General features: G+C 29.3%; 21 protein-coding genes. 9 read left to right on the top strand and 12 right to left on the bottom strand.

Translation table 11 applies throughout. The features are described from left to right. The first annotated feature begins 9 nt into the window (after positions 1-9). The 5 genes from ssb to Q1A15_RS03155 all read left to right on the top strand — a co-directional run bounded on the left by ssb (position 10) and on the right by Q1A15_RS03155 (position 3,538). Positions 10-441, top strand: a complete 432-nt coding sequence (ssb, locus tag Q1A15_RS03175) for a single-stranded DNA-binding protein (RefSeq protein ID WP_299618647.1) — start codon at positions 10-12, stop codon at positions 439-441. A 19-nt stretch (positions 442-460) separates the two neighbouring features. Continuing rightward, a complete protein-coding gene (gene gldE / locus Q1A15_RS03170; RefSeq protein WP_299618644.1) occupies positions 461-1,792 on the top strand; it encodes a gliding motility-associated protein GldE in 1,332 nt (443 codons plus the stop codon). Then, positions 1,785-2,345: a gliding motility lipoprotein GldD gene (gldD, locus tag Q1A15_RS03165; protein WP_299618641.1), complete on the top strand. Its 561-nt coding sequence runs from the start codon at positions 1,785-1,787 to the stop codon at positions 2,343-2,345. Before gldE ends, gldD begins: the two co-directional genes overlap by 8 nt. Positions 2,346-2,355: 10 nt before the next feature. After that, complete coding sequence (locus Q1A15_RS03160) at positions 2,356-2,760, top strand: hypothetical protein (RefSeq protein ID WP_299618638.1); 405 nt, start codon at positions 2,356-2,358, stop codon at positions 2,758-2,760. Positions 2,761-2,872: 112 nt separating this feature from the next. Continuing rightward, on the top strand, positions 2,873-3,538 hold the full coding sequence (locus tag Q1A15_RS03155) for a hypothetical protein (protein ID WP_299618635.1): 666 nt from the start codon (positions 2,873-2,875) through the stop codon (positions 3,536-3,538). Here the strand turns inward: Q1A15_RS03155 and Q1A15_RS03150 are convergent. Continuing rightward, on the bottom strand, positions 3,535-4,596 hold the full coding sequence (locus tag Q1A15_RS03150; protein ID WP_299618632.1) for a COX15/CtaA family protein: 1,062 nt from the start codon (positions 4,594-4,596) through the stop codon (positions 3,535-3,537). The two genes, Q1A15_RS03155 and Q1A15_RS03150, sit on opposite strands and share 4 nt — an antisense overlap. A gap of 114 nt (positions 4,597-4,710) precedes the next feature. Between Q1A15_RS03150 and dinB the strand changes: the two genes are divergently transcribed. Continuing rightward, the gene (dinB, locus tag Q1A15_RS03145) at positions 4,711-5,793 is read left to right on the top strand and encodes a DNA polymerase IV (RefSeq protein WP_299618629.1); all 1,083 of its coding nucleotides are present in this window, start codon (positions 4,711-4,713) and stop codon (positions 5,791-5,793) included. Here the strand turns inward: dinB and Q1A15_RS03140 are convergent. From Q1A15_RS03140 to Q1A15_RS03115, 6 genes are all read right to left on the bottom strand, one after another. Next, positions 5,790-7,718 (bottom strand): tetratricopeptide repeat protein, encoded by a 1,929-nt coding sequence (locus tag Q1A15_RS03140; protein ID WP_299618626.1) that lies wholly within the window; start codon positions 7,716-7,718, stop codon positions 5,790-5,792. The two genes, dinB and Q1A15_RS03140, sit on opposite strands and share 4 nt — an antisense overlap. Position 7,719: 1 nt before the next feature. After that, positions 7,720-8,463: a LytTR family DNA-binding domain-containing protein gene (locus Q1A15_RS03135; RefSeq protein ID WP_299618623.1), complete on the bottom strand. Its 744-nt coding sequence runs from the start codon at positions 8,461-8,463 to the stop codon at positions 7,720-7,722. A 147-nt stretch (positions 8,464-8,610) separates the two neighbouring features. Next, a complete protein-coding gene (locus Q1A15_RS03130) occupies positions 8,611-9,393 on the bottom strand; it encodes an enoyl-CoA hydratase-related protein (RefSeq protein WP_299618620.1) in 783 nt (260 codons plus the stop codon). A gap of 7 nt (positions 9,394-9,400) precedes the next feature. Further along, positions 9,401-10,810, bottom strand: a complete 1,410-nt coding sequence (locus Q1A15_RS03125; protein ID WP_299618617.1) for an ATP-binding protein — start codon at positions 10,808-10,810, stop codon at positions 9,401-9,403. Between the two features lie 51 nt (positions 10,811-10,861). Further along, positions 10,862-11,377 (bottom strand): hypothetical protein, encoded by a 516-nt coding sequence (locus tag Q1A15_RS03120; RefSeq protein WP_299618614.1) that lies wholly within the window; start codon positions 11,375-11,377, stop codon positions 10,862-10,864. 1 nt (position 11,378) lies between these two features. Continuing rightward, positions 11,379-12,530, bottom strand: coding sequence for a DNA polymerase III subunit delta' (locus tag Q1A15_RS03115; RefSeq protein ID WP_299618611.1), 1,152 nt, complete (start codon positions 12,528-12,530; stop codon positions 11,379-11,381). Positions 12,531-12,656: 126 nt separating this feature from the next. Between Q1A15_RS03115 and Q1A15_RS03110 the strand changes: the two genes are divergently transcribed. From Q1A15_RS03110 to Q1A15_RS03100, 3 genes are read left to right on the top strand one after another with little or no spacing between them, the layout of a single operon-like run. Then, positions 12,657-12,881 (top strand): FeoA family protein, encoded by a 225-nt coding sequence (locus Q1A15_RS03110; RefSeq protein WP_299618608.1) that lies wholly within the window; start codon positions 12,657-12,659, stop codon positions 12,879-12,881. A gap of 6 nt (positions 12,882-12,887) precedes the next feature. Then, positions 12,888-14,984, top strand: a complete 2,097-nt coding sequence (gene feoB / locus Q1A15_RS03105) for a ferrous iron transport protein B (protein ID WP_299618605.1) — start codon at positions 12,888-12,890, stop codon at positions 14,982-14,984. Then, positions 14,984-15,124 (top strand): FeoB-associated Cys-rich membrane protein, encoded by a 141-nt coding sequence (locus tag Q1A15_RS03100; protein ID WP_299618602.1) that lies wholly within the window; start codon positions 14,984-14,986, stop codon positions 15,122-15,124. The genes feoB and Q1A15_RS03100 overlap by 1 nt, the downstream gene beginning before the upstream one ends. A 68-nt stretch (positions 15,125-15,192) precedes the next feature. On the opposite strand, the gene Q1A15_RS03095 is transcribed toward Q1A15_RS03100, so the two are convergent. The 5 genes from Q1A15_RS03095 to Q1A15_RS03075 all read right to left on the bottom strand — a co-directional run bounded on the left by Q1A15_RS03095 (position 15,193) and on the right by Q1A15_RS03075 (position 22,532). Next, the gene (locus Q1A15_RS03095; RefSeq protein WP_299618599.1) at positions 15,193-17,373 is read right to left on the bottom strand and encodes a prolyl oligopeptidase family serine peptidase; all 2,181 of its coding nucleotides are present in this window, start codon (positions 17,371-17,373) and stop codon (positions 15,193-15,195) included. Positions 17,374-17,443: 70 nt separating this feature from the next. Next, on the bottom strand, positions 17,444-17,617 hold the full coding sequence (locus Q1A15_RS03090; protein ID WP_299618596.1) for a hypothetical protein: 174 nt from the start codon (positions 17,615-17,617) through the stop codon (positions 17,444-17,446). A 136-nt stretch (positions 17,618-17,753) separates the two neighbouring features. Beyond that, positions 17,754-19,478 (bottom strand): helix-turn-helix domain-containing protein, encoded by a 1,725-nt coding sequence (locus Q1A15_RS03085; RefSeq protein WP_299618593.1) that lies wholly within the window; start codon positions 19,476-19,478, stop codon positions 17,754-17,756. Then, positions 19,465-20,313 carry a thiopeptide-type bacteriocin biosynthesis protein gene (locus tag Q1A15_RS03080; protein ID WP_299618590.1) on the bottom strand — a complete coding sequence of 283 codons (849 nt, stop codon included), beginning with the start codon at positions 20,311-20,313 and terminating at the stop codon, positions 19,465-19,467. Before Q1A15_RS03080 ends, Q1A15_RS03085 begins: the two co-directional genes overlap by 14 nt. Before the next feature lie 5 nt (positions 20,314-20,318). After that, positions 20,319-22,532: a lantibiotic dehydratase family protein gene (locus tag Q1A15_RS03075; protein WP_299618587.1), complete on the bottom strand. Its 2,214-nt coding sequence runs from the start codon at positions 22,530-22,532 to the stop codon at positions 20,319-20,321. Positions 22,533-22,544 lie beyond the last annotated feature (12 nt).

Genomic DNA, 22,544 nt, shown 5'->3' with positions numbered 1-22,544 from the left:
TGTAAAAAAATGGCAGGAACGATAAACAAAGTAATACTTATTGGTCACTTAGGAGATGAAATTAAAATGTATCGATTTGATGAAGGAAATGCGGTAGGGCGTTTTCCTTTAGCTACAAACGAAACATATACAAATAGGCAAACAGGAGAAAGAGTAACTAATACAGATTGGCACAATATTGTAGTACGAAATAAGCTTGCCGAAATTTGTGAAAAATATCTAAGCAAAGGAGATAAAGTATATTTAGAAGGAAGAATTAAAAACCGTCAATACGAAGTTGAAGGTCAGAAAAGATATACTACTGAAATCCATGTTCAAGAGATGACATTCTTAACTACCAAGAACGATTTAAATAGTCCTGGTGAACAAAATCAACCTCCAATGCAAGGAAATACGAATCAAAATGTAGCTCCTAGTGGCGATGATGATTTACCTTTCTAGTCTAACTAAAATTTAAGAATTGGATCCAGAACCCCATCTTTTATTGGTAGCAGCAAGCACAACGCTCTTTAATTCAGTCAGTCTAATCGTATTATTAATTCTATTAATATGTTCGGCTTTAATTTCTGGTGCAGAAGTTGCTTTTTTCTCATTATCTCAAACTGAGTTAGATGAGCTTGAAGAAAAAACTAAAGGAAAAAGTACTGTTGTAAAACTGCTAGAAAAACCAAAAAAACTACTTGGAACAATATTAATCACAAACAACTTTATTAATATTCTTGTAGTATTAATTTTTGCTTCGCTAGATGAATTTATGTTTGGAAACATAAACTTTTCTTTAGACTTAGGTGTGTTTTCAATTTCTGAATCTGTTGTAAAAATTATAATCCAGGTTGGATTAGTTACCTTTTTAATTCTCTTATTTGGAGAAGTGCTTCCGAAGGTTTACGCCAGCAGAAAATCATTACAATTTGCAAGTTTTATAGCAAAACCGTTAGATGTTTTAAACGCAATTCTGAGTCCGCTTAGCGTTCCTCTTACTAGTTTAACAAATGTTGTTGAGAGTAAATTAGGAAACAAAAACAACAATCTATCAGTAGAAAGATTATCACAAGCTTTAGAGCTAACATCAGAAGATGCTACGACAAAAGATGAGCAAAAAATACTCGAAGGTATTGTTACTTTTGGAAATACAGAAACAGTTCAAATTATGAAACCTAGAACAGATGTTTGTGCAATATCGAGTTCAGATTCATATGAAAAAGTATTAAGTACAATATTAGAAAACGGGTATTCTAGAAATCCGGTTTATGAAGAAAACATCGATAATATTGTTGGTATATTATATGCTAAAGATTTACTAGCTCATCTTAATAAAAAGAATTTTGACTGGCTTTCTTTGTTGAGAAAACCATTTTTTGTTCCTGAAAACAAGAAATTAGATGATTTGCTAAAGGATTTTCAAGAAAGAAAAAATCATTTAGCTATAGTTGTCGATGAATATGGAGGAACAAGTGGTATTGTAACTTTAGAAGATGTTATAGAAGAAATTGTAGGAGATATAAATGATGAGTTTGACGATGATGATCTTACATATTCTAAATTAGATATTAATAATTTCATTTTTGAAGGGAAAGTAACGGTTAAAGATTTATGCAGAGTTTTAGATGAAGATGAAGAGATTTTTGAAGATCATAAAGGTGAAAGTGAAACCTTAGCTGGTTTTATTCTTGAAGTTTCTGGAAAGTTTCCAAGAAAAGGAGAGAAAATAAATTTTAAAAATTATACGTTTACAATAGAGGCGTTAGATAGAAAAAGAATTAAACAAGTAAAAGTTACTAGAAATGTATAGGTATTTATGTGTTTTTTTGATGATGATTTTAGTAGGGTGTGGTGGAGAAACGTTACCTAAACCTAAAGCATATTTAAGTCTACAATACGAAAACCCTACTTACGAAAGAATAACAGTAGAACGTCCTTATTCTTTTGAAGTTTCTAAAAAAGTACAAGTTAAAACGTTACCTAAAAATTGGTTGAAAATTAGATATCCAGAATTAAAAGCTTCTGTTGATATAACTTACAGACCAGTCGATAATAACTTAAAAGAGTTGTTAATTGAAGCAGAAAAGTTAGTGTTTGAACATACTGTTAAAGCAGATAATATTTCTAACACTGAAGATTATATAAATGAAGAACAAAAAGTATATGGAAAAATGTATTTCATATACGGAAATGCAGCTTCACAGGTTCAATTTCATGTTACCGATAGTACAGAGCACTTTTTAAAAGCTTCACTTTTCTTTTATTCAAAACCTAATTTCGATAGTGTTTTGCCAGCAGTAGATTATATCAAAAAGGATATGATTAAAATGATGGAGACTCTGAAGTGGAAAAACATGGATTAAATCGTTTATTATGGAGACGATATTAGAAAACAACGATACATTATTCAAAGTTCTAAATCAGTTAGTTTTAGAGAAACATTACGAAGGAAACATAAGTCCAGAATATTTTGAATTTGCACGAACATCAAAGTCTAATAACATCAGAATAATTGGAAAGTTAACAAGTGGAAATAACTTTATTTTAAGTCACGATTACATATTTCCTACCAATTATAGTTTTAGAATTTTTCTTTTGATTCTTTTATTGACAGATGTTTATTTTATCTATAAAAATAATTGGTTTCCTGTTATTCTTTTTCTAGTGTTAAGTGTTGGATTGATTATGAGTTTTAGAGTGAAAGGAAACAAACAAAAAGAGCTTTTTATAGATCAGTTTAAGAAAACAAAAACCAGATTGTTTGAAGGTGATAATTAAAACTGTTTTTCATCTATTCATAACTTTTTTGCTTACAATTTTAACTCAAGTAGGCGGAGTTATTTATTTGATAACCATCTTTGTTTTTAGAAAGAGAAATAGAAAGTTCAAATTGCTAACTTTCATATTTTCTTATGCTATTATATCGCTTTTTGTTTTACCTGAATTAGCTCCTTTTTTTGGTCGAGAAAAGATTAAAAACTCAGAATATTTACAGCCCAATTCATTTGTTTATTTAATAACGAATAGAAATTATGTTGTTCCGGAATTGAACAAAGTTTTATCTGAAGTAAGTCAAGAATTACATAAAAAACATAAAGGAATTAAACTTGTGTATTTAGATGCGAATTTCCCTTTTTTCAATGGCTTTCCTTTGCTTCCACATTTAAGTCATAACGATGGAAAAAAGATTGATGTTTCTCTAATTTATGAGGATGGAAATCTGTTGACGAATAAGAAAAAATCGATTAGTGGTTATGGAGTTTTTAGTGGACCAACAAAAAAAGAACACGACCAAATTTCAGTTTGTAAAAAGAGAGGGAAATGGCAATATGATTTTCCTAAATATTTAACTTTCGGAAGTATCAATAAAGATATTCAGCTTTCAAATAAAGGAACAAAGTTTTTGATTAATACTATCCTAAAGCAAAAAGAAGTTCAGAAACTTTTTGTAGAGCCGCATTTAAGATCTAGATTAAGACTAAGAAATAAAAAAGTTAGATATCATGGATGTCAAGCAGTGCGTCATGACGATCATATTCACTTTCAAATTTATTAGTTCGAAACAGCAATAGATTTTCTACTCTGCATCCATAAATAGAATTGCAATCCGAAAAGAATAGCTCCAGCAAGTAAGTGTACAGCTTGTGTTCCGATAGGAAATTCAGCATAATACATTAAAATACCAGTAATGGTTTCTAAGAAAATTAAGAATACAATCCAGTTAACTAATTTATAACCTAAGTTTTTAATCTGATTCAAATAAAACATTCCGAAGTTAACCAGTACGATTGCAATAGTAAAAGATCGATGAAAGTAAAACTTAAAACTAGGATTCATTAAACTGTATTGCTTGTTGTCAAATCCAAACTGTTTTACTTGCTCGTCAATAAACTGACGAACTTGTGTTCCCATTGCTATTTGAACAACTGAAAATAGCACAGATAAAATTAAAAGCTTGTTGAACATTGCGTTATACGGATGGCTTTTCTTGTTTTCAGAAACTGTAAAATGTAGATACAATAATATCCCAATAATTAATAAACCAACAACCATGTGAATAGTAATTATTGTCGGTTTTAAGTTAGTGTCTACAACTGTTTTACCCAACCAAGCTTCAAATCCCATGAGAAAGAAAGCAAAGAAAGAGAGTAGTGTAATACTTCTTTTTTCGTTCCAAAACTTAATAGAACCGAGAATTAAAAAGATAAATACAAAACCAGATACAACAGATGCTAAACGATTAATGTATTCTGTCCAGGTATGATATTTATTAAACTTAGCGTAATCGTGTTTGGTATATTTTTCCCAGTTAGAAGCGGTAAAGTTTTCTGAAGTTTTTAAATCATTCTGAGCAACAAAAAGAACTTCATCTTTAACGATAATCATTCCTTTTTTGAACTCTTTGTTAGGTTGCCAAGTAATTTGTTCTTCAGAAGTAGGTGGAATTAAATATCCAAAACATTTAGGCCAGTCAGGACATCCCATTCCAGATCCTGTCATACGAACAACAGCACCAGCTAAAAAGATTAAATAAACAGAAATTAAAGTAATTTTAGTAATTCTAGGAAATCTAGATTTAAAGTAATGGAGTAAGTTATTAATCTTTGACAACATCGACACTCAAAAAATTTGAACAAAGATACGGCAAAACGAAGAGAAAAGTATTTTAAGCGAGATAAGATCTTACTTTAAAATGAATTTAAATTATTCTTTTTTTAATTTTATACAATGGAATTACAACCACCATTTCGAAAAATTATTCATGTAGATATGGACGCTTTTTATGCGTCTGTAGAGCAATTGGATAATCCTGAATTACGAGGGAAACCCGTTGCCGTTGGTGGTAGTGAGGTTAGAGGTGTGGTTTCTGCTGCAAGTTACGAAGCACGAAAATTTGGTGTACGTTCTGCTATGAGCGGAGTTTTAGCAAAGAAAAAATGTCCACATATCATATTTGTAAAGCCAAGATTTGCGCGTTACAAAGAGATTTCAGCAAAGATTCGACAGATTTTTTTCGATTATACAGATTTGGTTGAACCTTTATCTTTAGATGAGGCTTATTTAGATGTTACCGAAAATAAAAAAGGTAATCCTTCTGCAAGTTTAATTGCTAAAGAAATCAGAGATAGAATTTGGGAAGAACTAGAGCTAAGAGCTTCTGCAGGAATTTCTATCAATAAATTTATTGCTAAAGTTGCTTCTGATATTAATAAACCAAACGGACAAAAAACAATCAATCCTGAAGAGGTAATTCCTTTTTTAGAAGAATTGCCAGTTGGTAAATTTTATGGAGTAGGTAAGGTGACAAGAGCTAAAATGCACAACCATGGAATTTTTAAAGGATTAGATTTAAAAAATAGAAGTTTAGAGGAGTTGACTAAGCTCTTTGGGAAGTCAGGAGGACATTATTATAATATTGTTAGAGGAATTCATAATAGTGCTGTTAAGCCAAATAGAATTAGAAAATCGATAGCCGCAGAACGAACGTTTAATGAAAATCTTTCTTCTGAAATTTTTATGCTAGAAAAACTAGAGCATATTGCTGATGAATTAGAAAGACGAATGGATAAATCCAAAACCAAAGGAAAAACAGTAACGTTAAAAATAAAATATAGTGATTTTACTCAGCAAACAAGAAGTAAAACAATACCGTATTTTATACAGAAGAAAAAAGAGTTTTTTCCAATTGTTAAAGAGTTGCTTTTACAAGAAGAACTTAAAAATTCTGTGCGTTTGTTAGGAATATCTTTTGGAAATTTGAATACAGAAAAGAAAGATCCGGTTTGGGTTCAGTTACAGTTTGAATTTTAAACTACAGGAAATTGTATCGATACTCTAGTTCCAGCAGGTTCTCCAGAGTCGTTTGTTAAATCATGATAGGTTAGCGTAAACTCTTCTTCATAATCTTCAGCAAAAGTTTTTAAACGCTCAATAGTTAAATCAATACCAACCGATTTTCGTTTAAGCGACTTTGATCTTTTTATAGCGCCAGCAGCTTCTCTTCCAATACCATTGTCAATAATATTTACAGAAACAATATCGTCGGAAACTTTGTGTGCAGTTAGTGTAATTTCTTTTTCACCTTCTTTAGATGATAATCCGTGCCAAATTGCATTTTCTAAGAAAGGTTGTAGTACTAAAGGCGGAACTTTAATTGTGTCGGTATTTAAATCTGGATTAATATCTAGCGAATAATTTATTTCATTAGAGAAACGAATATTCTCAATAGTCATGTATAGATCCATTGTAGACAGTTCTTCCTTTAAACTTACCTCTTTTACTTTTGAAACTTCTAAGATGTTACGAATTAACTTCGAGAATTTATTAAGGTAGTATACTGCTTGTTTCTGATCGTTATTAATTACATAAAGTTTGATAGAATTTAAAGCATTGAAAATAAAATGAGGATTCATTTGTGTTTGTAATGCTTGTTGCTCTAGTAGTAAGATTTTTCTATCGTTATTCAAGAGCTTTTGTCGGTAAACAGAATATAATGCAATACTCGATAAGGCAATTGTAACAAGTGTAATAATTAAGATATTTCTGTCTTGTTCGGTTCTTAAATCTTGAATTTGGAATTGTCTTTCCATATTATCTCTTTCGTTAATCTTAGCTAAGATGTTTTGTTTAGAGATAAGATTATTTACATAGGAAAAATTTTTTTCTTGTAGTGTTCTCTTTTCAAAATCAACAGCAATTTTATAAAAATCTAATGCTGTTTTTTCTTCTTTTTTTTCCTCAAATAATTCTGCTAAAGCATATTGACTTCTAGTCTGACTTCGGTTGAAATTATATTGTTTAGATAATTCAACTGCTTCTTTTAGGTATTTCTCAGATTCTTTGTACTTATCGTTTTTCAGATAAGCAATTCCTAAATTAGTAAGTGTTCTAGCTAAGTAAAATTTATTGTTATTTGCCAATGCAAGAGGATAAATCTCTTCCATTAATTTTAACGATTTCTCGTATTCTAACTTTTTTAAATACGTGCTAGCTAAACTATTATAACAAATAATTTTTCCTCTGTCAGAATTAATTTCTTCGTTTACTTCAAGTGATTTGTTGAAACTTTCAATAGCTTGATCGTAAAACCCTAAGTTTTGCTGACTAAAACCAATATTTTGATAGTTAATAGCAAGTCCTAATTTGTTTTGTAGCTCTTTTGATATTACAATCGATTTTTCAAACTGATCAAGTGCTAAGTCGTACTGTTTTAAAATAAGATAAATATTTCCAATACTGTTTATAGAAATACTTTTGTTATGCAGATTTATTAAAGTTTCAGTCTTGGCTCTTTTAGTAATCGATAACGCATCTTGATGACAATTTAAAGCATTTTTTACATCATCTAATCTTCTGTAGCAAGAACCTAGAAGGTTTAAAGTGTAAGCTTTAATATCGTCTTCTTTCAAAGAATTAACAAGCTTTAAGGCTTTTATGTGATATTTAATAGCTTCGGCGTATTCATCTTTAGTTCTTAACACCTTTCCAAGATTGTTGTAAGCGTAGATTTGACCAATCTTATAGTTGTTTTTTAAGCTATTCTCGTATAATTTGTAAAAGCTTTCTTCTGAAATTTTATTTAAGTTATGATGAACTTTTACAATAGAATCTAGTTTAAAATATGCTTTATATTTTTTTGAAACGATAGACTCTAAAGTTTTGTTAACATCTGGTTTTTGTGAAAAAACCAATGAGGTAAAAAAAAGTAAAGTAAAAACTACTAACTTATTTTTCATTTTAAAACTTATCTAAAAATTCAGTTTTTCTTTGTCGAGATACAGGTATTTTATGATTTTTCTCTAGAATAACATAACCGTCTGTTTTGTAGTATTCTCTTACTTTACTAAGATTGATTATGTAAGAGTTATGTATTCTAAAAAATAGATTTTCAGGAAGTAAAGTGTTTACTTCTTTAAGCTTTTTCGTAACAACTATTTTCTTGCCTTCAGTTGTGTATATAGAACTATAATTTCCATCAGACTCAATACATAAGATTTCATCTGGTTCTAAGAAAATTAAACGTCCATCTGCATTAATAACAACTTTCTTTTCGTCTAATCTTTGATTGAAGTTATATAGTATTTTCTCTAACTTTTCATTAGTGTTGCTAACTGAGATTCTTTTCGTGAACTTAGATATCTTCTTTAAACTTTGTTCAAGATCATCAGTGTCTACAGGCTTTAATAAATAATCAATAGCTTCTTGTTTTAAAGCTTTAATTGCGTATTCATTATAAGCTGTGGTGATAACTATAGCAAAATCTTTTCTTGGCAGTTTTTCAATAAATTGAAAACCGTCCATTGTAGGCATTTCTATATCTAAGAACAAACAATCTATTTGATTGTTCTTAATAAAATCAAGAGCTGTATTGGGATTGGAAAATGTATCTAATATTTCAACTTCGTCGTTAAAGTTTGAAAGTTCCCATGATAAGCTTTTTATAGCCTTGTCTTCATCGTCTACAATGATTGCTTTTAACATGCTAAAAAAGTTTTTTTTGCAATTTATACAAAAAAAATGACCATGCATACAAAAAACCGCATTTTTTTTGTTAAAACTAGCTATTTGCTAGGGATTTGCAAGTGTTTTATTGAAAAACTCGCAATTAAACTGCGAGTTTTTGTGAATTTATTTATTTGGAAAATTAGGTTTTCTCTTTTCTAAGAATGCTGTAGTTCCTTCTTTAAAGTCTTCTGTTCCAAAACATTCTCCGAAAGCAGTGATTTCCGATTGGTAACCATTTTCACCGTCTTTAAAACCAGAATTTACAGCTTTAATAGCTTTGCCAATAGCAACCGAAGAGTTTTTAATGATTTTACCTGCTATTTTCTCTCCTAAAGGAATTAATTCTTCTTGTGAAACCACATAATTTACTAATCCGTATGATTTAGCTTCTTCAGCAGACATCATTCCGGCAGTCATAATTAATTCCATTGCTTTTCCTTTACCGATAAGTTGAGGTAAACGTTGCGTACCACCGTAACCAGGAATTACTCCTAAAGAAGTTTCAGGTAAACCAACTCTAGCATTGTCTGATGCAATTCTAAAATGACAAGACATAGCTAATTCTAAACCACCACCAAGAGCAAAACCATTTACTAAAGCAATAACTGGAGTTGAAAGATTTTCAACGAAATCGAAAAGTAACTCTTGTCCTTTAGCAGCTAATTTACCACCTTCTGCTTCAGAAAAATGAGCAAATTCAGAAATGTCTGCTCCAGCAACAAAAGCTTTTTCTCCACTTCCTGTTAATAAAATTACTTTTACACTTTTGTCGTCATTTAACTCTTTGAAAGCACTGTTTAATTCTTCAATAGTTGCTTTGTTAAGCGCATTTAATTTTTTTGGTCTATTTATCGTAATAGTTGCTATTTCGGTAGCTTTTTCAACTAATATGTTTTCAAAAGTCATAAATAAGTTAAGTTTTTGGTAAAGTTACGGTAAAAACTGTTCCGATACCTAAAGTAGAAGAGAAAGTTATTGAGCCGTTATACGCTTCTATGATGTTTTTAATCATAGGTAAACCAAGTCCCATTCCACTAGTTTTTGTAGTGAATTTAGGTTCGAAAATGAGTTTTTTATTTTCTTCTGTAATACCTTTTCCGTTATCGGTTACATTGATAATTACATTGTGTAAATCTGAACTAACTTTTACTTCTATCCTTGGATTTTCTTCATCAGCTTTCATTGCTTGAGTAGCATTTTTAACCAAGTTAGTGATGATTCTAATCAACTGAGTTTTATCTAGATTCGCAAATAATTCTTTTTCTTGCGGGAAATAATGAATGAAATCTTCATTAAAAATATCTAATGCATGTTTTATAACATCTATCACATCTAGATTTTCTTTTCGTTGTGTAGGCATTTTGGCAAAATCAGAAAATGCAGAAGCGATCGAACTCATTACGTCAATTTGCTGAATAAGAGTTTCGCTATATTCAGAGATTTTTTGCCTTATATTTTCGTCTGTTGGATCAAATTTTCTTTGGAAGCTCTGTACCGTTAAGCGCATTGGAGTAAGCGGATTTTTAATTTCGTGTGCCACTTGTTTTGCCATTTCTCTCCAAGCTTGTTCACGTTCACTTTGCGCTAATTTTACAGCACTGTCTTCAAGCTGATCAATCATGTTATTATATGCGTCGACTAAGGAGTTAATTTCTGAACTCGCAGCGCTTAAAGTAATCTTTTCGTTTCTCTTATTAAGTCGAGTTTCTTTTATTTTTCCAGATATGGTTTGTATCGATCTTGTGATGTAACTCGATAAAAAGTAAGCCAATGAAATCGCAGCGATAAACATTAGAATGTAAACAACGATCAATCTTGACATAAACTCTTCTAGTTCCATTTGTTGCTCATCGTTGTTTTGAGCAACTTTAATTTCTAGAATACCAATTCTTTTAAATCTTGTGTCATTGATGTAGGTGTAAGAAGACTGATAAGTTGTTCCTTTATTTCTATCCGATTTCAATATTCTATGGTTAGAATTATTGGCTAATTCACTAACAATTTCTGTCGAAAGAGGTTTTTCATTTACAGCTTCAAAATCGTAAGGAATGGAAGATTTTAATAACTTTCCATTCATGTCGTACATTGTAATTGTTAATTTGTGAATAGCAGCTATTTCATAAATTAAATCTTGAAATATTTTAGAAAGATTAGCTGTAGTAACAGGATATGTAGTTTTCTTTAGTTTGATTTCAATGTCGTAACGTGTAGCGTTTTCTTTTCTGCCGAAACGTTGTTCATTATAATCTTTTGTTTGTTCACCGTACTGATAGATAGTTACAGCGGCGATAAGAATTGAAGCCAATAATACTAAGAGTATCATTGAGATAAAAATTCTAATTCGTAGCGATATATTATTTAAACTGAGCAATTTTTATTGTATTCTTTTAGATTTCATTAGTAGTTTATCGTCGTTCTCACCATCGTTATCCCAATCAGAAATAACAACACCAGTGAATTTATTTTCTTTTTGTTCAATGTTATACCAAACCTGAACTTGTTTTCCTAAATATTGATAATCTACATATAAGCTATCAGTTGCTTTAGTTTTCCAATTTCCTTTAGTTTCACCAACTTTTGTGCTATCTGGCTGCTTAAACCAAGAGGTAAAAGTCCCGTCATTCAGGTATTCAGATTGTGCTCTTCCTGAATTAGGTTTACTAAAATCATCTTCAAAAACATAAGAACTATCAGCTTTTTGGTATGTAGAATATTCAATTTTTATGTATTGCGTTTCCCACTTACCAACCATAAAACTTTTAAGACTTTGTTTTTTTGTTTCTGCTTTAGAAGTTGTTTGGTTAGTTTCCTCTGTTTTGGTTTTTTCGTTTTTACAACCAACAAAAATCAGTCCAAAACTGATACAAATGATAAAAAAAGATATTCTCATACTATGCTTCGATTTTTTGTTCCTTCGTATGAAGTAAACGTGTAAGTTTTATAGATAAATCTAATAAAATTATTTTAGCATTTCCATTTCGTTCGATATGATATTGAGCATCATTAACTTCTTTTTCAATAGTTAAAATATTTCCGCTATGAACAAAAGGAGCAAATTTTTCAAGTTTGAAATTTCCTGTCTGAGGTGATAAATATACTAAGTCTGGAGCACCGTAATTTAACAACATTGCTTGTCTGAAAAACTGTAAGCAATATTGTAAAAATTGTTTTTGAGTTTCTCTTCCAGATTTTGCTATGGCTTCACTCCAATGAATTAAATCTTGGATAACAGCAGCATTTCCTTTGGCTTTAAAAGCACTACGAATCCAAGTAATAAACCATTCTTCAAAGATTAAATCGTTAGAATCGTTATGTAAGAAATGAATGGCTTTATTTAAATTACCTTCAGATTGTTGTGCAATTCGATTTGCTTCTTGATTTTCTACACCTTCATTTTTTGAAAGATAATCTACAATGTTATTTTCAGATAAACTAGGAAAGTGTAGTGCCTGACAACGAGATTTAATAGTATTTATAATCTGACCTTCGTCTTCAGTAACTAATAAGAAAATAGTTTTTGAAGGAGGTTCTTCAATCAGTTTTAATAACTTATTAGAAGCAGCAATATTCATTTTTTCAGCCATCCAAATTATCATCACTTTAAATCCGCCTTCATAAGATTTTAATGACAGTTTCTTTACGATATCCTCTGCTTCATCTACACCAATTTGACCTTGCTTATTTTCAACACCAATATGTTTCAACCAATCGTATAAACTTCCGTAAGGAGTATTTTCTATAAAAGATCTCCATTCTTCTAAGAAAAGGTTACTTGTTGGATGTTTCTTTATTTTATCGTTAGTAGTAACTGGAAAAGCAAAATGTAGATCTGGATGTTGTAGTTTATTACATTTTATATGACACGCATTAGCATCGTTAGAATAATTACAAAGTAAATGTTGTGCATAAGCAATTGCCATAGAAAGTGTTCCAGAACCTTCTTTACCAACAAATAATTGTGCATGCGGTATGCGACCATTTTCTGCTGAAGCAATTAAATGTTTTTTTATATGTTCTTGTCCGATTATCTCATCAAAAGTCATACGACAAATATACCATTTCTAAAAAGAGAAGAGCACAACTTCTTTAGAACGATTCTAATTTAGTATCTTTGCGTTTATTCTACAATTCTCAGTATTTTCGAGAGTATTTGTATTAAACACACATTTTTGAGTACAATAGCAGCATTAAAATTAGGACAAACAGGTATTATATCTGAACAAAGCGAACATGTAATTCCATTGAAATTATTAGAAATGGGTTGCTTGCCAGGAACAATGGTCGAGTTAGTTCAGAAGGCACCGTTTAATGATCCTTTGTATATCAATGTAAATGGAAGTCATATGGCAATACGAAGAGATATTGCAGAAAAAATTAAAGTGACCAACTTATAGTTTTAAATGGGGAAGCGTACTATTCAAGTTTCATTAATAGGTAATCCTAATACTGGAAAAACATCATTATTTAATAGATTAACTGGGTTAAATCAAAAAGTAGGAAATTATCCTGGAATCACTGTAGATAAAAAACAAGGTTCTTGTAGTTTATCATCAACTGGAAAAGCGACAATTACAGATTTGCCTGGTACGTATAGTATTAATCCTACTTCTGTAGACGAAAGTGTTGTGCTGAAGGTACTTCAAGATCCTTCACACTTAAGTTACCCAGATGTAATGGTGGTGGTTGCTGATGCTGAAAATTTAAAAAGAAATTTACTTTTATTTACCCAAGTTCAAGATATTGGGGTTCCAACGATTTTAGCTATTAATATGGCAGATCAAATGGATAAAAAAGGAATTTCTATTGATGTAGCGAAATTAGAACAAGGTTTAGAAACAAAAGTTGTATTAATTTCTGCAAAGAAAAATGAAGGAATAAAAGAATTGAAATCTGCTATAGAAAATTATGAAGAGCTTAAAAGTGTTTCTAATTTTCAGGAGGTTGCAAAAAAAATTGATAGTTCATTTTATGAAGATTTGCAGAAAGTTAGAACAGAGGAATCTTTATATCATTTATGGTTGGGTGTTACACAGCAATCTTTCGGAACAACCCAAAAAGCAGAACTTTCAGATTTTATAGATGATGTATCTAAAATAAAGAAATATCAACATAAAGAAACGATTTATCGATATCAGAAAATTAATTCGATTTTAAAGGAGAGTTATGTTTTAGATCGAAGTAAAGCCAAAGATTTAAGAGCTAAACTCGATAAGGTTTTTACGCATAAGATTTTTGGTTACGTTATTTTTGTAGGTATTTTATCACTTATTTTTCAATCTATTTTTAGTTGGGCTTCGGTACCAATGGATTTTATAGATGAAATTTTCGGGAGTCTTTCAGAAGGTGTTAAGGAAAATATGTCTGAAGGAATCCTTCCAGATTTAATTACTGATGGAATTATTCCAGGTATTGGAGGGGTTGTAATTTTCATTCCTCAAATTGCTATTCTATTTTTCCTTATTGCTGTTTTAGAAGAATCAGGTTACATGAGTAGAGTAGTATTTCTGATGGATAAAATTATGCGTCGTTTCGGATTAAGTGGAAAAAGTGTAATTCCGTTAATATCAGGAACAGCATGTGCAGTTCCAGCAATTATGGCTGCTAGAACTATTTCAAGTTGGAAAGAACGTTTAATTACAATTTTAATTACTCCTTTTACGACTTGCTCAGCACGTTTACCTGTATACGCAATTTTAATTGCTATTATTATACCTAATACAAAGGTTTTGGGTTTCTTTAATTTACAAGGACTTACTTTGTTAGGATTATATTTCTTAGGCTTTGCAACAGCTCTATTAGCTGCATTTATTTTACATAGAACATTAAAAATAAAAAGTAAATCATTTTTTGTGATCGAAATGCCAGAATATAAGATTCCGTCGCTTAAAAATGTTCTAATAACTGTAGTTGAAAAAACTAAAAGCTTTGTTTTAGAAGCAGGAAAAATTATTTTACCGATATCTATTTTGTTATGGTTTTTAGCTACTCACGGACCTTCTTCTTATCATAAAGCTGAAGAAGATGTGAAAAAAGAAATCGTTTCAAGCAATTTAAGTACAGAAGAACTAGAGCAAAAAGTAGCTTCAAAAAAACTTGAAAGATCATATATTGGAATAGCTGGGAAAACTATAGAACCTGTTGTGAAACCTTTAGGTTATGATTGGAAAATAGGAATAGGTTTAATTACTTCGTTTGCAGCGAGAGAAGTTTTCGTTGGAACATTGGCTACTATTTATAGCATTGAAGGAGTAGAAGATGAAGGAACGATAAAAGAGCGAATGGAAGCTGAAATTAATCCGAAAACAGGTAAGAAACGTTTCAATTTTGCGACAGGAATGTCGTTAATGATTTTCTATGCATTTGCAATGCAATGTATGGCAACATTAGCTATTGTTAAACGAGAAACTAACAGTTGGAAATGGCCATTAATCCAATTATTTGGAATGGGAGCTTTAGCATATATCTCTGCATTATTAACATTTCAAATTTTACAATAATGACTCAAGAGATTATAACATATTCAATTGTAATACTAGCAGTTCTTTTTTTAGGTCGGAAATTTATTTTTAAATCTAAAAAAGATAGTTGCGGACCAGATTGTGGTTGTAGTTTGCTTTATAAAACTCATCAAGAATAAAAAAAAGCCTGAATTCGAAAAATATAATATCGAATTCAGGCTTTTTTATTATTATAAATTAATGATTATTATTTCTTGATTTGATAATCTGGATGACCAGTTTGCCAAAGGGCGAAAGAAATAATATTTGCTAGTTCATTGTTTTGTTTATCCTTGGTACTTTCAAAACCATGCCCACCTTTTTTATCTACTGAAAATAATATTGGTTTATTAGAAGAGGATGCTTCTTGCATACGAGCAACAAACTTTCCAGGTTGCCAAGCAACAACTCTTGCATCGTTTAAACCAGCGGTAAGATAAACAGCAGGATATTCTACATTGTCTTTTATGTTTAAATAAGAATCCATTTCATATAGCGCTTTATATTCAACTGAGTCTTTCACAGAGCCAAACTCTTTTGTATTGAATGAACCTTTAGGACCAAACTCTAGTCTCATCGGATTTAAAACACCAACTCTAATAATTGCAGCGGCATATAAATCTGGGCGTTCCGTAATTGCACGACCTATACAAATACCTCCAGCACTAGCTCCCCAAGCTACTATTTTTTCTGAAGTAGTATAATTGTTTTTAACAAAATACTCTGTACAAGCAATTAAATCTTTCCATGTATTTGGTTTCGTTGTTTTAAATCCAGCTTTATACCATTTGTTACCTTTTTCTCCTCCACCTCTTACATGAGCTGTAGCGTAAATTCCACCATTTTTAACCCAATGTAATAAGTAATTATACATAAAGGGAGAGTTAGTCCATTTGTAAGCACCATAAGCGTTAATTAGAAGACGATTACTCTTGTCTTTTTTTGTTCCTTTCTTATAAACAATTGAAAGAGGAACCATAGTGCCATCATGTGAAGGAATTTCTATTTCTTCTACTACAACATCATTCAAACTTGATTCAACAGCATTAGGAATTAAATTCAGAGATTCAAAGATGTTTGTTGTATAATTAAATTTTAATCGTTGTCTATTATTAACCCAACCTTCAGTTTCAACCCATAAATCTTCGAAGTTGGCTCCTTTAGAGGAAACGTTAATATAACCAGCAGATTTCGGTAATTTAACTTCTGAAAACTCTTTATTGCTTTCATTAAGTTTAAAAAGTTTAGCCTCGACACCGTTTTTAGTTTTAACATAAAATAAACCTTTGCTTGTAATAGCAAAATCAGAAATAACAGCTAATGAATCTTCTTCAACTAAAACAAAAGGATTTTCAAAATCAGGTTTAGTTAAAGGTGTTCTACAAATTTTAAAGTTTGAAGCATTTTTTGCAGTTCTGTAATAAAAATAATCATCTGAAATTTTAAAATTTCTTACTTTTTCTTCTTTGCTATAATATAATTTCCATTTCGGTTTATTCTCAATATCTTCAATATATGTGTAATAGGTATCTCGATATCTTGAACTACCTTCTACATTCGCACCAAGTATTATTTCACTATTTGGATTTGTGTAATATAAAATTGGAATATCATTGTTTTTAAATGGTACTTCTAAGTTATTGCTCTTTGAAAAAACAGCTTTTACTTTAGAAGAAGAGGTACCTATTTTATAAATTACGCTTTCAGTATTCCCTTTTTTATCATCAGATATTTTACTGTAGATAAAACCTGAATTATCAGGAAGCCATTCAATACCTCCATAAGAGTTTGGTAAAGAATTTGAAGCAAACCCTTTGTAAATAGATTTATCTTTTGTGTTAATGGCGATAATTTTGGCATACTCTTTATCATCATAACTTAACCCTACAGCGATTGTAGATCCATCCCAATTGGGTTGTAGATAGTTTATTTTATATTCTATTTTACTTTTGGGATCAAATTTTTTAGGATCAAAAAGAAGTTCTTCTTCGGCAGAAAAATCACTTCTAAAATACAATTTCCCGATGTTTTCATCAGGCATACGTTTTACATAGAATATATAACCATTACTTGCTTCTCTTAAACGAAAGAAGCTGGGTTTCTGTTTATTATTATTGTTCTTTAATTCTTGTAAAAAAATATCTCTACCAGAAATTTTAAATAGAGTTTTATTAGTTAAGTTATCTTGAGATTCAAACCAATTTATAGTTGTTGAATCGTTTAGGTTTTCTAGGTTTCTATATTGATCTTTAATTTGTTCACCAAAAAAAGAGTCTTTTACTATCTGTTTGTTTAAAGTAGGATAGTTCATTTTGAATTCTTCTTTGTTGGTACAAGCTAATTGAATTAATAGAATAATTCCTGAAAGATAGTATAGGTATTTTTTCATTACCCAAATATAAATATTAAAAACCATGAACTGTTTTACAATTCATGGTTTAAAGCTAAAATGTTTTCTTTTATAATTTTCCTTGGTTGTTTTGAGTGTCTACACCAGAGTCATCATCATCATCATCGTCATTATTATAATTGAAAGGTGAATTACCTCCCACAATCATCTGTAGATTTTTAATTTTAGCAATTTGGAATTTTTTTAAACTCAACTTTTTCTGTTCGTTTCTCTGATTTCTCATGGTTGTAATAAATTTTATATAATTTTTTTCTCAAGAGCAAATCTAATAGGTGAATACGAATTTTAAAAGAAGTATATGTTTAGATTTATAAATCTAAACATGTTTTTAAGTTTTTAAATATTTGTTTTTTAGTCTATTATTTCTTTTCAAGTTGTTTTATGAAATATGAAGGTTGTAACTTAGTTTTTTTGTTAAAAGCTATAGAAAATGTAAGTTGATTATTAAAACCAGACTCTTCAGAGATGGCTTTTATGGTGTAAGATCGGAACTTTGAATCTTTAGTTAATCTATTAATTGCATAGTCTATTTTAAGATTGTTTAGATAATTTGAGAAGTTTGTTCCTTTTTCTAAATTAATAACTTTTGACAGATAAGTACTGTTTGTATTTAGTTCTTTGGCTAAAGAATTTAAAGTGTATTTCTTTTTAGTAAAACGTTGAGATTTTTCAAATTTATCTAAACCTAAAAGAATTTTCTCTGTAAGATCTTTTGAAATTCCAGCTGTTTTTTGTGGTTTTTGAGCGGTTGTTTCTTGTTCTTTAGTAGGTTCTTCCTTCTCTTTTATTTTATCTGCCATTTTTGGCTGCTCATTTCTATCTATATCTTGAATGATAGACTGAAATCGACGTCTTAAAATATAGTTTTTTCTTAAAAAATAGAATAAAACAAGAAGTAGTGAAAAACTCAAAAAAATAAAGATGAAAGAAGTTTTTTGATTGGAATTACTATCTTTTTTCAAAGTGCTAATCAAGTTTTCTCTCTCTGATAATAAATTGGGTATATCGTAACCTTCTGTTATTTTCTTTTCTAATTTGGAGTATTTTGTTTCTACGATACTATCTATAGATAGTAACTTGTTTATGTTTTCTAGTTGTTTTTCTTTATTACCAATTTTTTTATGATAATTGTAAAGCTCAGAGTTAGCCCACTGAGCATTTAAAACTGTGTTAGGGTGTAGTGTATGTACCGAATCTATTTTTAATAAATATTGAAGTAAAGATTTGTCTTTATCCATTTTTTTGTAAGATAAAGAAATCAACCTGTAAGCATCTGATAGAGAGTTTTTTTTCTCGTTTAGATATTTTGTCGCCTTTAATAAGCTATCAATACCTAACTCAGGTTTTTCCATATAGTACATTGTTGCGCCATAAGTTAGTAGAAAGTATGGATACATACTTTTATCTAGTTTTAAACTTTCTTTTAGTCCTATCTTATTTATTACATTGGCAGAATCTAAATTACTATTACGATTATATGATTCGCCTAAGGCAAATAGAGATTTTATGTATTGTGACCCATATTTAGATTTTAGCTTTAAATCTTTCTCAAAAAACGAAATATTTTTTTTAAAAAAAATTAATGCTTGTTTCTCATTTCCAGAAGCATTTTTTAAAAGCCCTATGTAGTGGCGAATCTTAATAGTATAATATTCATCTTTGTTTTGCTTAAAGTATTGTTGAGCTTTTAAATAATAAGATAATGCTTCAACATGTTCTGATTGATAGTACAATTGTATTCCTTTATATAAATTGCCTAAAGCTTTTATATAATTATCATTTTTTCTATTGGCTACATATAAAATACTATCTGCATATTTTATTGATAAAGGTTTGTGAGAGTTTTCTAATAGTTTTAGAAAATACCCTTTAAAACGAAAATCAAGATTGTTTGATTTCTTTACTTCCATTAAAACAGAATCAGCAATTTCACTTTTTCTTTTTTCTTCAGTAATATTAGAAAAATAATCTTCTAACTGTTCAGGTGTTTTAGATAATAAGCTATGAATATCATTTCCTTGTTGAGCATAGGAAATTGTAAATAAACTACAGCAAATAAAAAGAATAACTTTATTTAATGACATTTTTTTGAAATTGATAAAATTTATATAAACAACTGTAACAAACCAATTCGTGCAAACGCTGTTTGTCTCTAAATATTCTATTAACAGTCATATGTATGTGACTAGCTAATAAATCTTCAATACTTAAATTTTGATTTTTTACATTATCGTTTATAATTCTTACTTTTTGTTTTATTTCTTCTGACTTTTTATTTAGTAATTCAACAAGTGGGGTAAATTCTTTATGGGGTTTTGTAAAGAAAGATAGAATAGGGTTTCTTAATGTTTGATATTTTATATTTAGCTGTTTACTTAATGCTTTATTAGCATTAAACTCTTTTTTAAATAGATCACGATTATATGCTGTAAATTTTATTTTTTGATCAATATCAAAATAAAACGCATTTAGTGTAGTGTCTATGGAACGTAAAGAGAATAAAAATAAAAGAATATCATCGTCTATTAAACTTAGTGCATCTAAACAAGTTTCGCTATCTATATAAAAAAGGTGTTCGCTTTCTTCAATAATACTATAGCCATATCGCTCAAGTTCTCTAGAATACATGTCAGTTTGAATAGAACAAATAGTCCCATCATTAACATGTTTTTCTGTATGATTCTTAACTATTTTAATAACATTACCTACCTTATCAGTATCTAAAATGTGAAACCTAACTCGTAAATGAGGTTTCGGATCTGTATATCGTATGAAAAACCATTGATTGATTAAGTTTTCTTTTAATAATTTTTCAGAAAGAGGTTTGATGATGTTTGTGAGTACTGTGTCTGCTGTACGTTTTCCACAATAGATTTTGTAATAAATCCACTCATCACCAAGAATAAAATTTCGTTTCATAGCTTTTAATTTAATTTTTGGTCGTTGTAAAAAGTGAAAATATGTTCATTAGCATAATTTTCTTTTTCATTTATTATAGCATTATTGTCATTTAGATGTAAAAATTCTTCTAAGATTACACTTTTCTTATTTTTAATTGTATTAATAAATAACTTAATACTTTCATGTTGTATTGTATCTATTAATAAAGCATTATCTCCTTCTTTTATTTGAATGTATCTAGGAATATTATATTTTTTCTTTAGATCTTCTATAGATTTTAATGTATTATCATATTTAATAACAAACTCCTGAATAATATTATCTGATAATATCCATATTGCTTTAGATATAATTAAATCTTTATAAACAACTCTAGGTAAAAAAGAATATCTATAAGCAATATTTGGCCAGTAGAATCCTAAATATGCTCTTTTATTTTGAAATTCTAAATCACATAAAAAATGATATATAGGTAAAGCATGAGATTTATAGTAATGGGCATTTGTTAACCTTGGTAATATTTCTTTATCAAGTCCTTTTGATTTTAAAATGATTTTTTTGTTTCTTATTGATACAGTTAAATCATTTATTGATAATTGATTTGATTTTGGCTTTGTAGATCTAGCTATATAAGGTATTTCGTAGGACCTTAAATGGGGTCTTTTTAATATATTTCCTGTTCTAGATTGAGGAAGATGTACAATTTCAGCTAATATCTTTTCTGGATTAAGCGATTGTTCGATATCAGTAATCTGACGAGTGTGTTCAAAAACTTCATCATTTACACCACAAAAACGAGCTAATAATTTTCCTGCGCCACTACTTAATCCGTGTAGAATGATTTTTTGCTGATCACTATTATGAATAACTTCTGTAAAAGCGGATAAAGTATCTGGAATATTATCCCATTCTGTTTCAATATTTTCAAAATCTTTATCTGTGATTTCTATAGTATACTCTTTGTTTTCTTGAGACTGAATTAACTTTCGATAAATAATTTCTTGCGCTTCATTCAGTAAAAAATGTTCTGATTGAGATGAATTTTTCTTTATAGGTTTTATATCTTGAAGAAAAGGTGTAGTATCAGAAACTTCTTTGCTTTGCACATATCCAATTCCACTTTCAATATCTAAAACTTCAGCTAAAGAAACAGCTTGTTGATCGTACCTGTCTATAAAAGCTTTTTTAAACTTTTCAAGCTGCTCATTTTTTGTAAAATCATTTAACTTTAATAATAAAGGAATCACCTTTTTAATATTGAAAAGGTGTTTTACATCAATTGTTTGTATATCCTTTTCAGAAGTTAAATCTGTTTGAAATAAATGCTTAGTATCAAAAGGAATATTTATTTTCTCTAATTTATTAATAATGTCCTGATAAGTATTTCTATCATTTCCTAAGGTTTGATCTATTTGATATAAACTTTTCTGAAGAGATTTTAATTCCTTAATGATGTGGTCAATATCGTTGAGTTTTTCTAAAGATGTAATTAATTCAGATAAAATATCATTACCAGTAACATTAGGATATAATTCACTAACTAAAATTTGATTATCAATTAATATTTCAACGTACTCTTTTGCTTCTTCATAAGAGATTTCTTCATTGATTAAATAATCAGTTAATTGATCTATAGTTTTTCCTTTCTCAGATTTACTTATGATGATGTTTAAGTATTCCGATGCTTCTATCCCTTCTATGCTGTACGATCTCTTATTTTTCTCAATAGAATATTCTACATAACGAAACTGACCATTTTTAGTTTGATAAAGAGAAGTGTTAGGGAAAAAAGTTAATTGACTTTTTATTTCAGGAATTTGAGATAAGCTAACCGATAATGAGAACAAATAATTTGTATCAAAATTTGTTCGTCTTTTAAAAGAGTTCGTTGTTGGTTTCTTTCCTTCAACTGAATTTAAACTTATTTGCGAGAATAAACCAAAAGGAGTACATCTGGATGAAGCTCTAATTAAATACTTAAAAACCGATTGAAATATTCGTTCATTTTTTTTTGAATGAGTATTGCTTTTTACAACTTTTTCAATTTCAGAGTAGAGTTCAGGTGAGGCTAAAAAAATACTTTCTCTAAATACGTTTTCCGCCCAATATTTTTTTAGATCATCGAGTGAAAAATCTTTTTTACTAGTTAAGTTTTGATAAAAATTTAATGAATAAAAAGGTGTTCTTAAACAATAGTTCTTTAAAAAAGTATAAGGATTTTGTTTATTACTCATCATTAAAATCAATTC

The organism is uncultured Tenacibaculum sp. (assembly GCF_947495995.1).
Classification (GTDB): domain Bacteria; phylum Bacteroidota; class Bacteroidia; order Flavobacteriales; family Flavobacteriaceae; genus Polaribacter.
The sequence above is the reverse complement of the archived record's forward strand: the minus strand, read 5'-3'. Positions and strand labels throughout refer to the sequence as shown.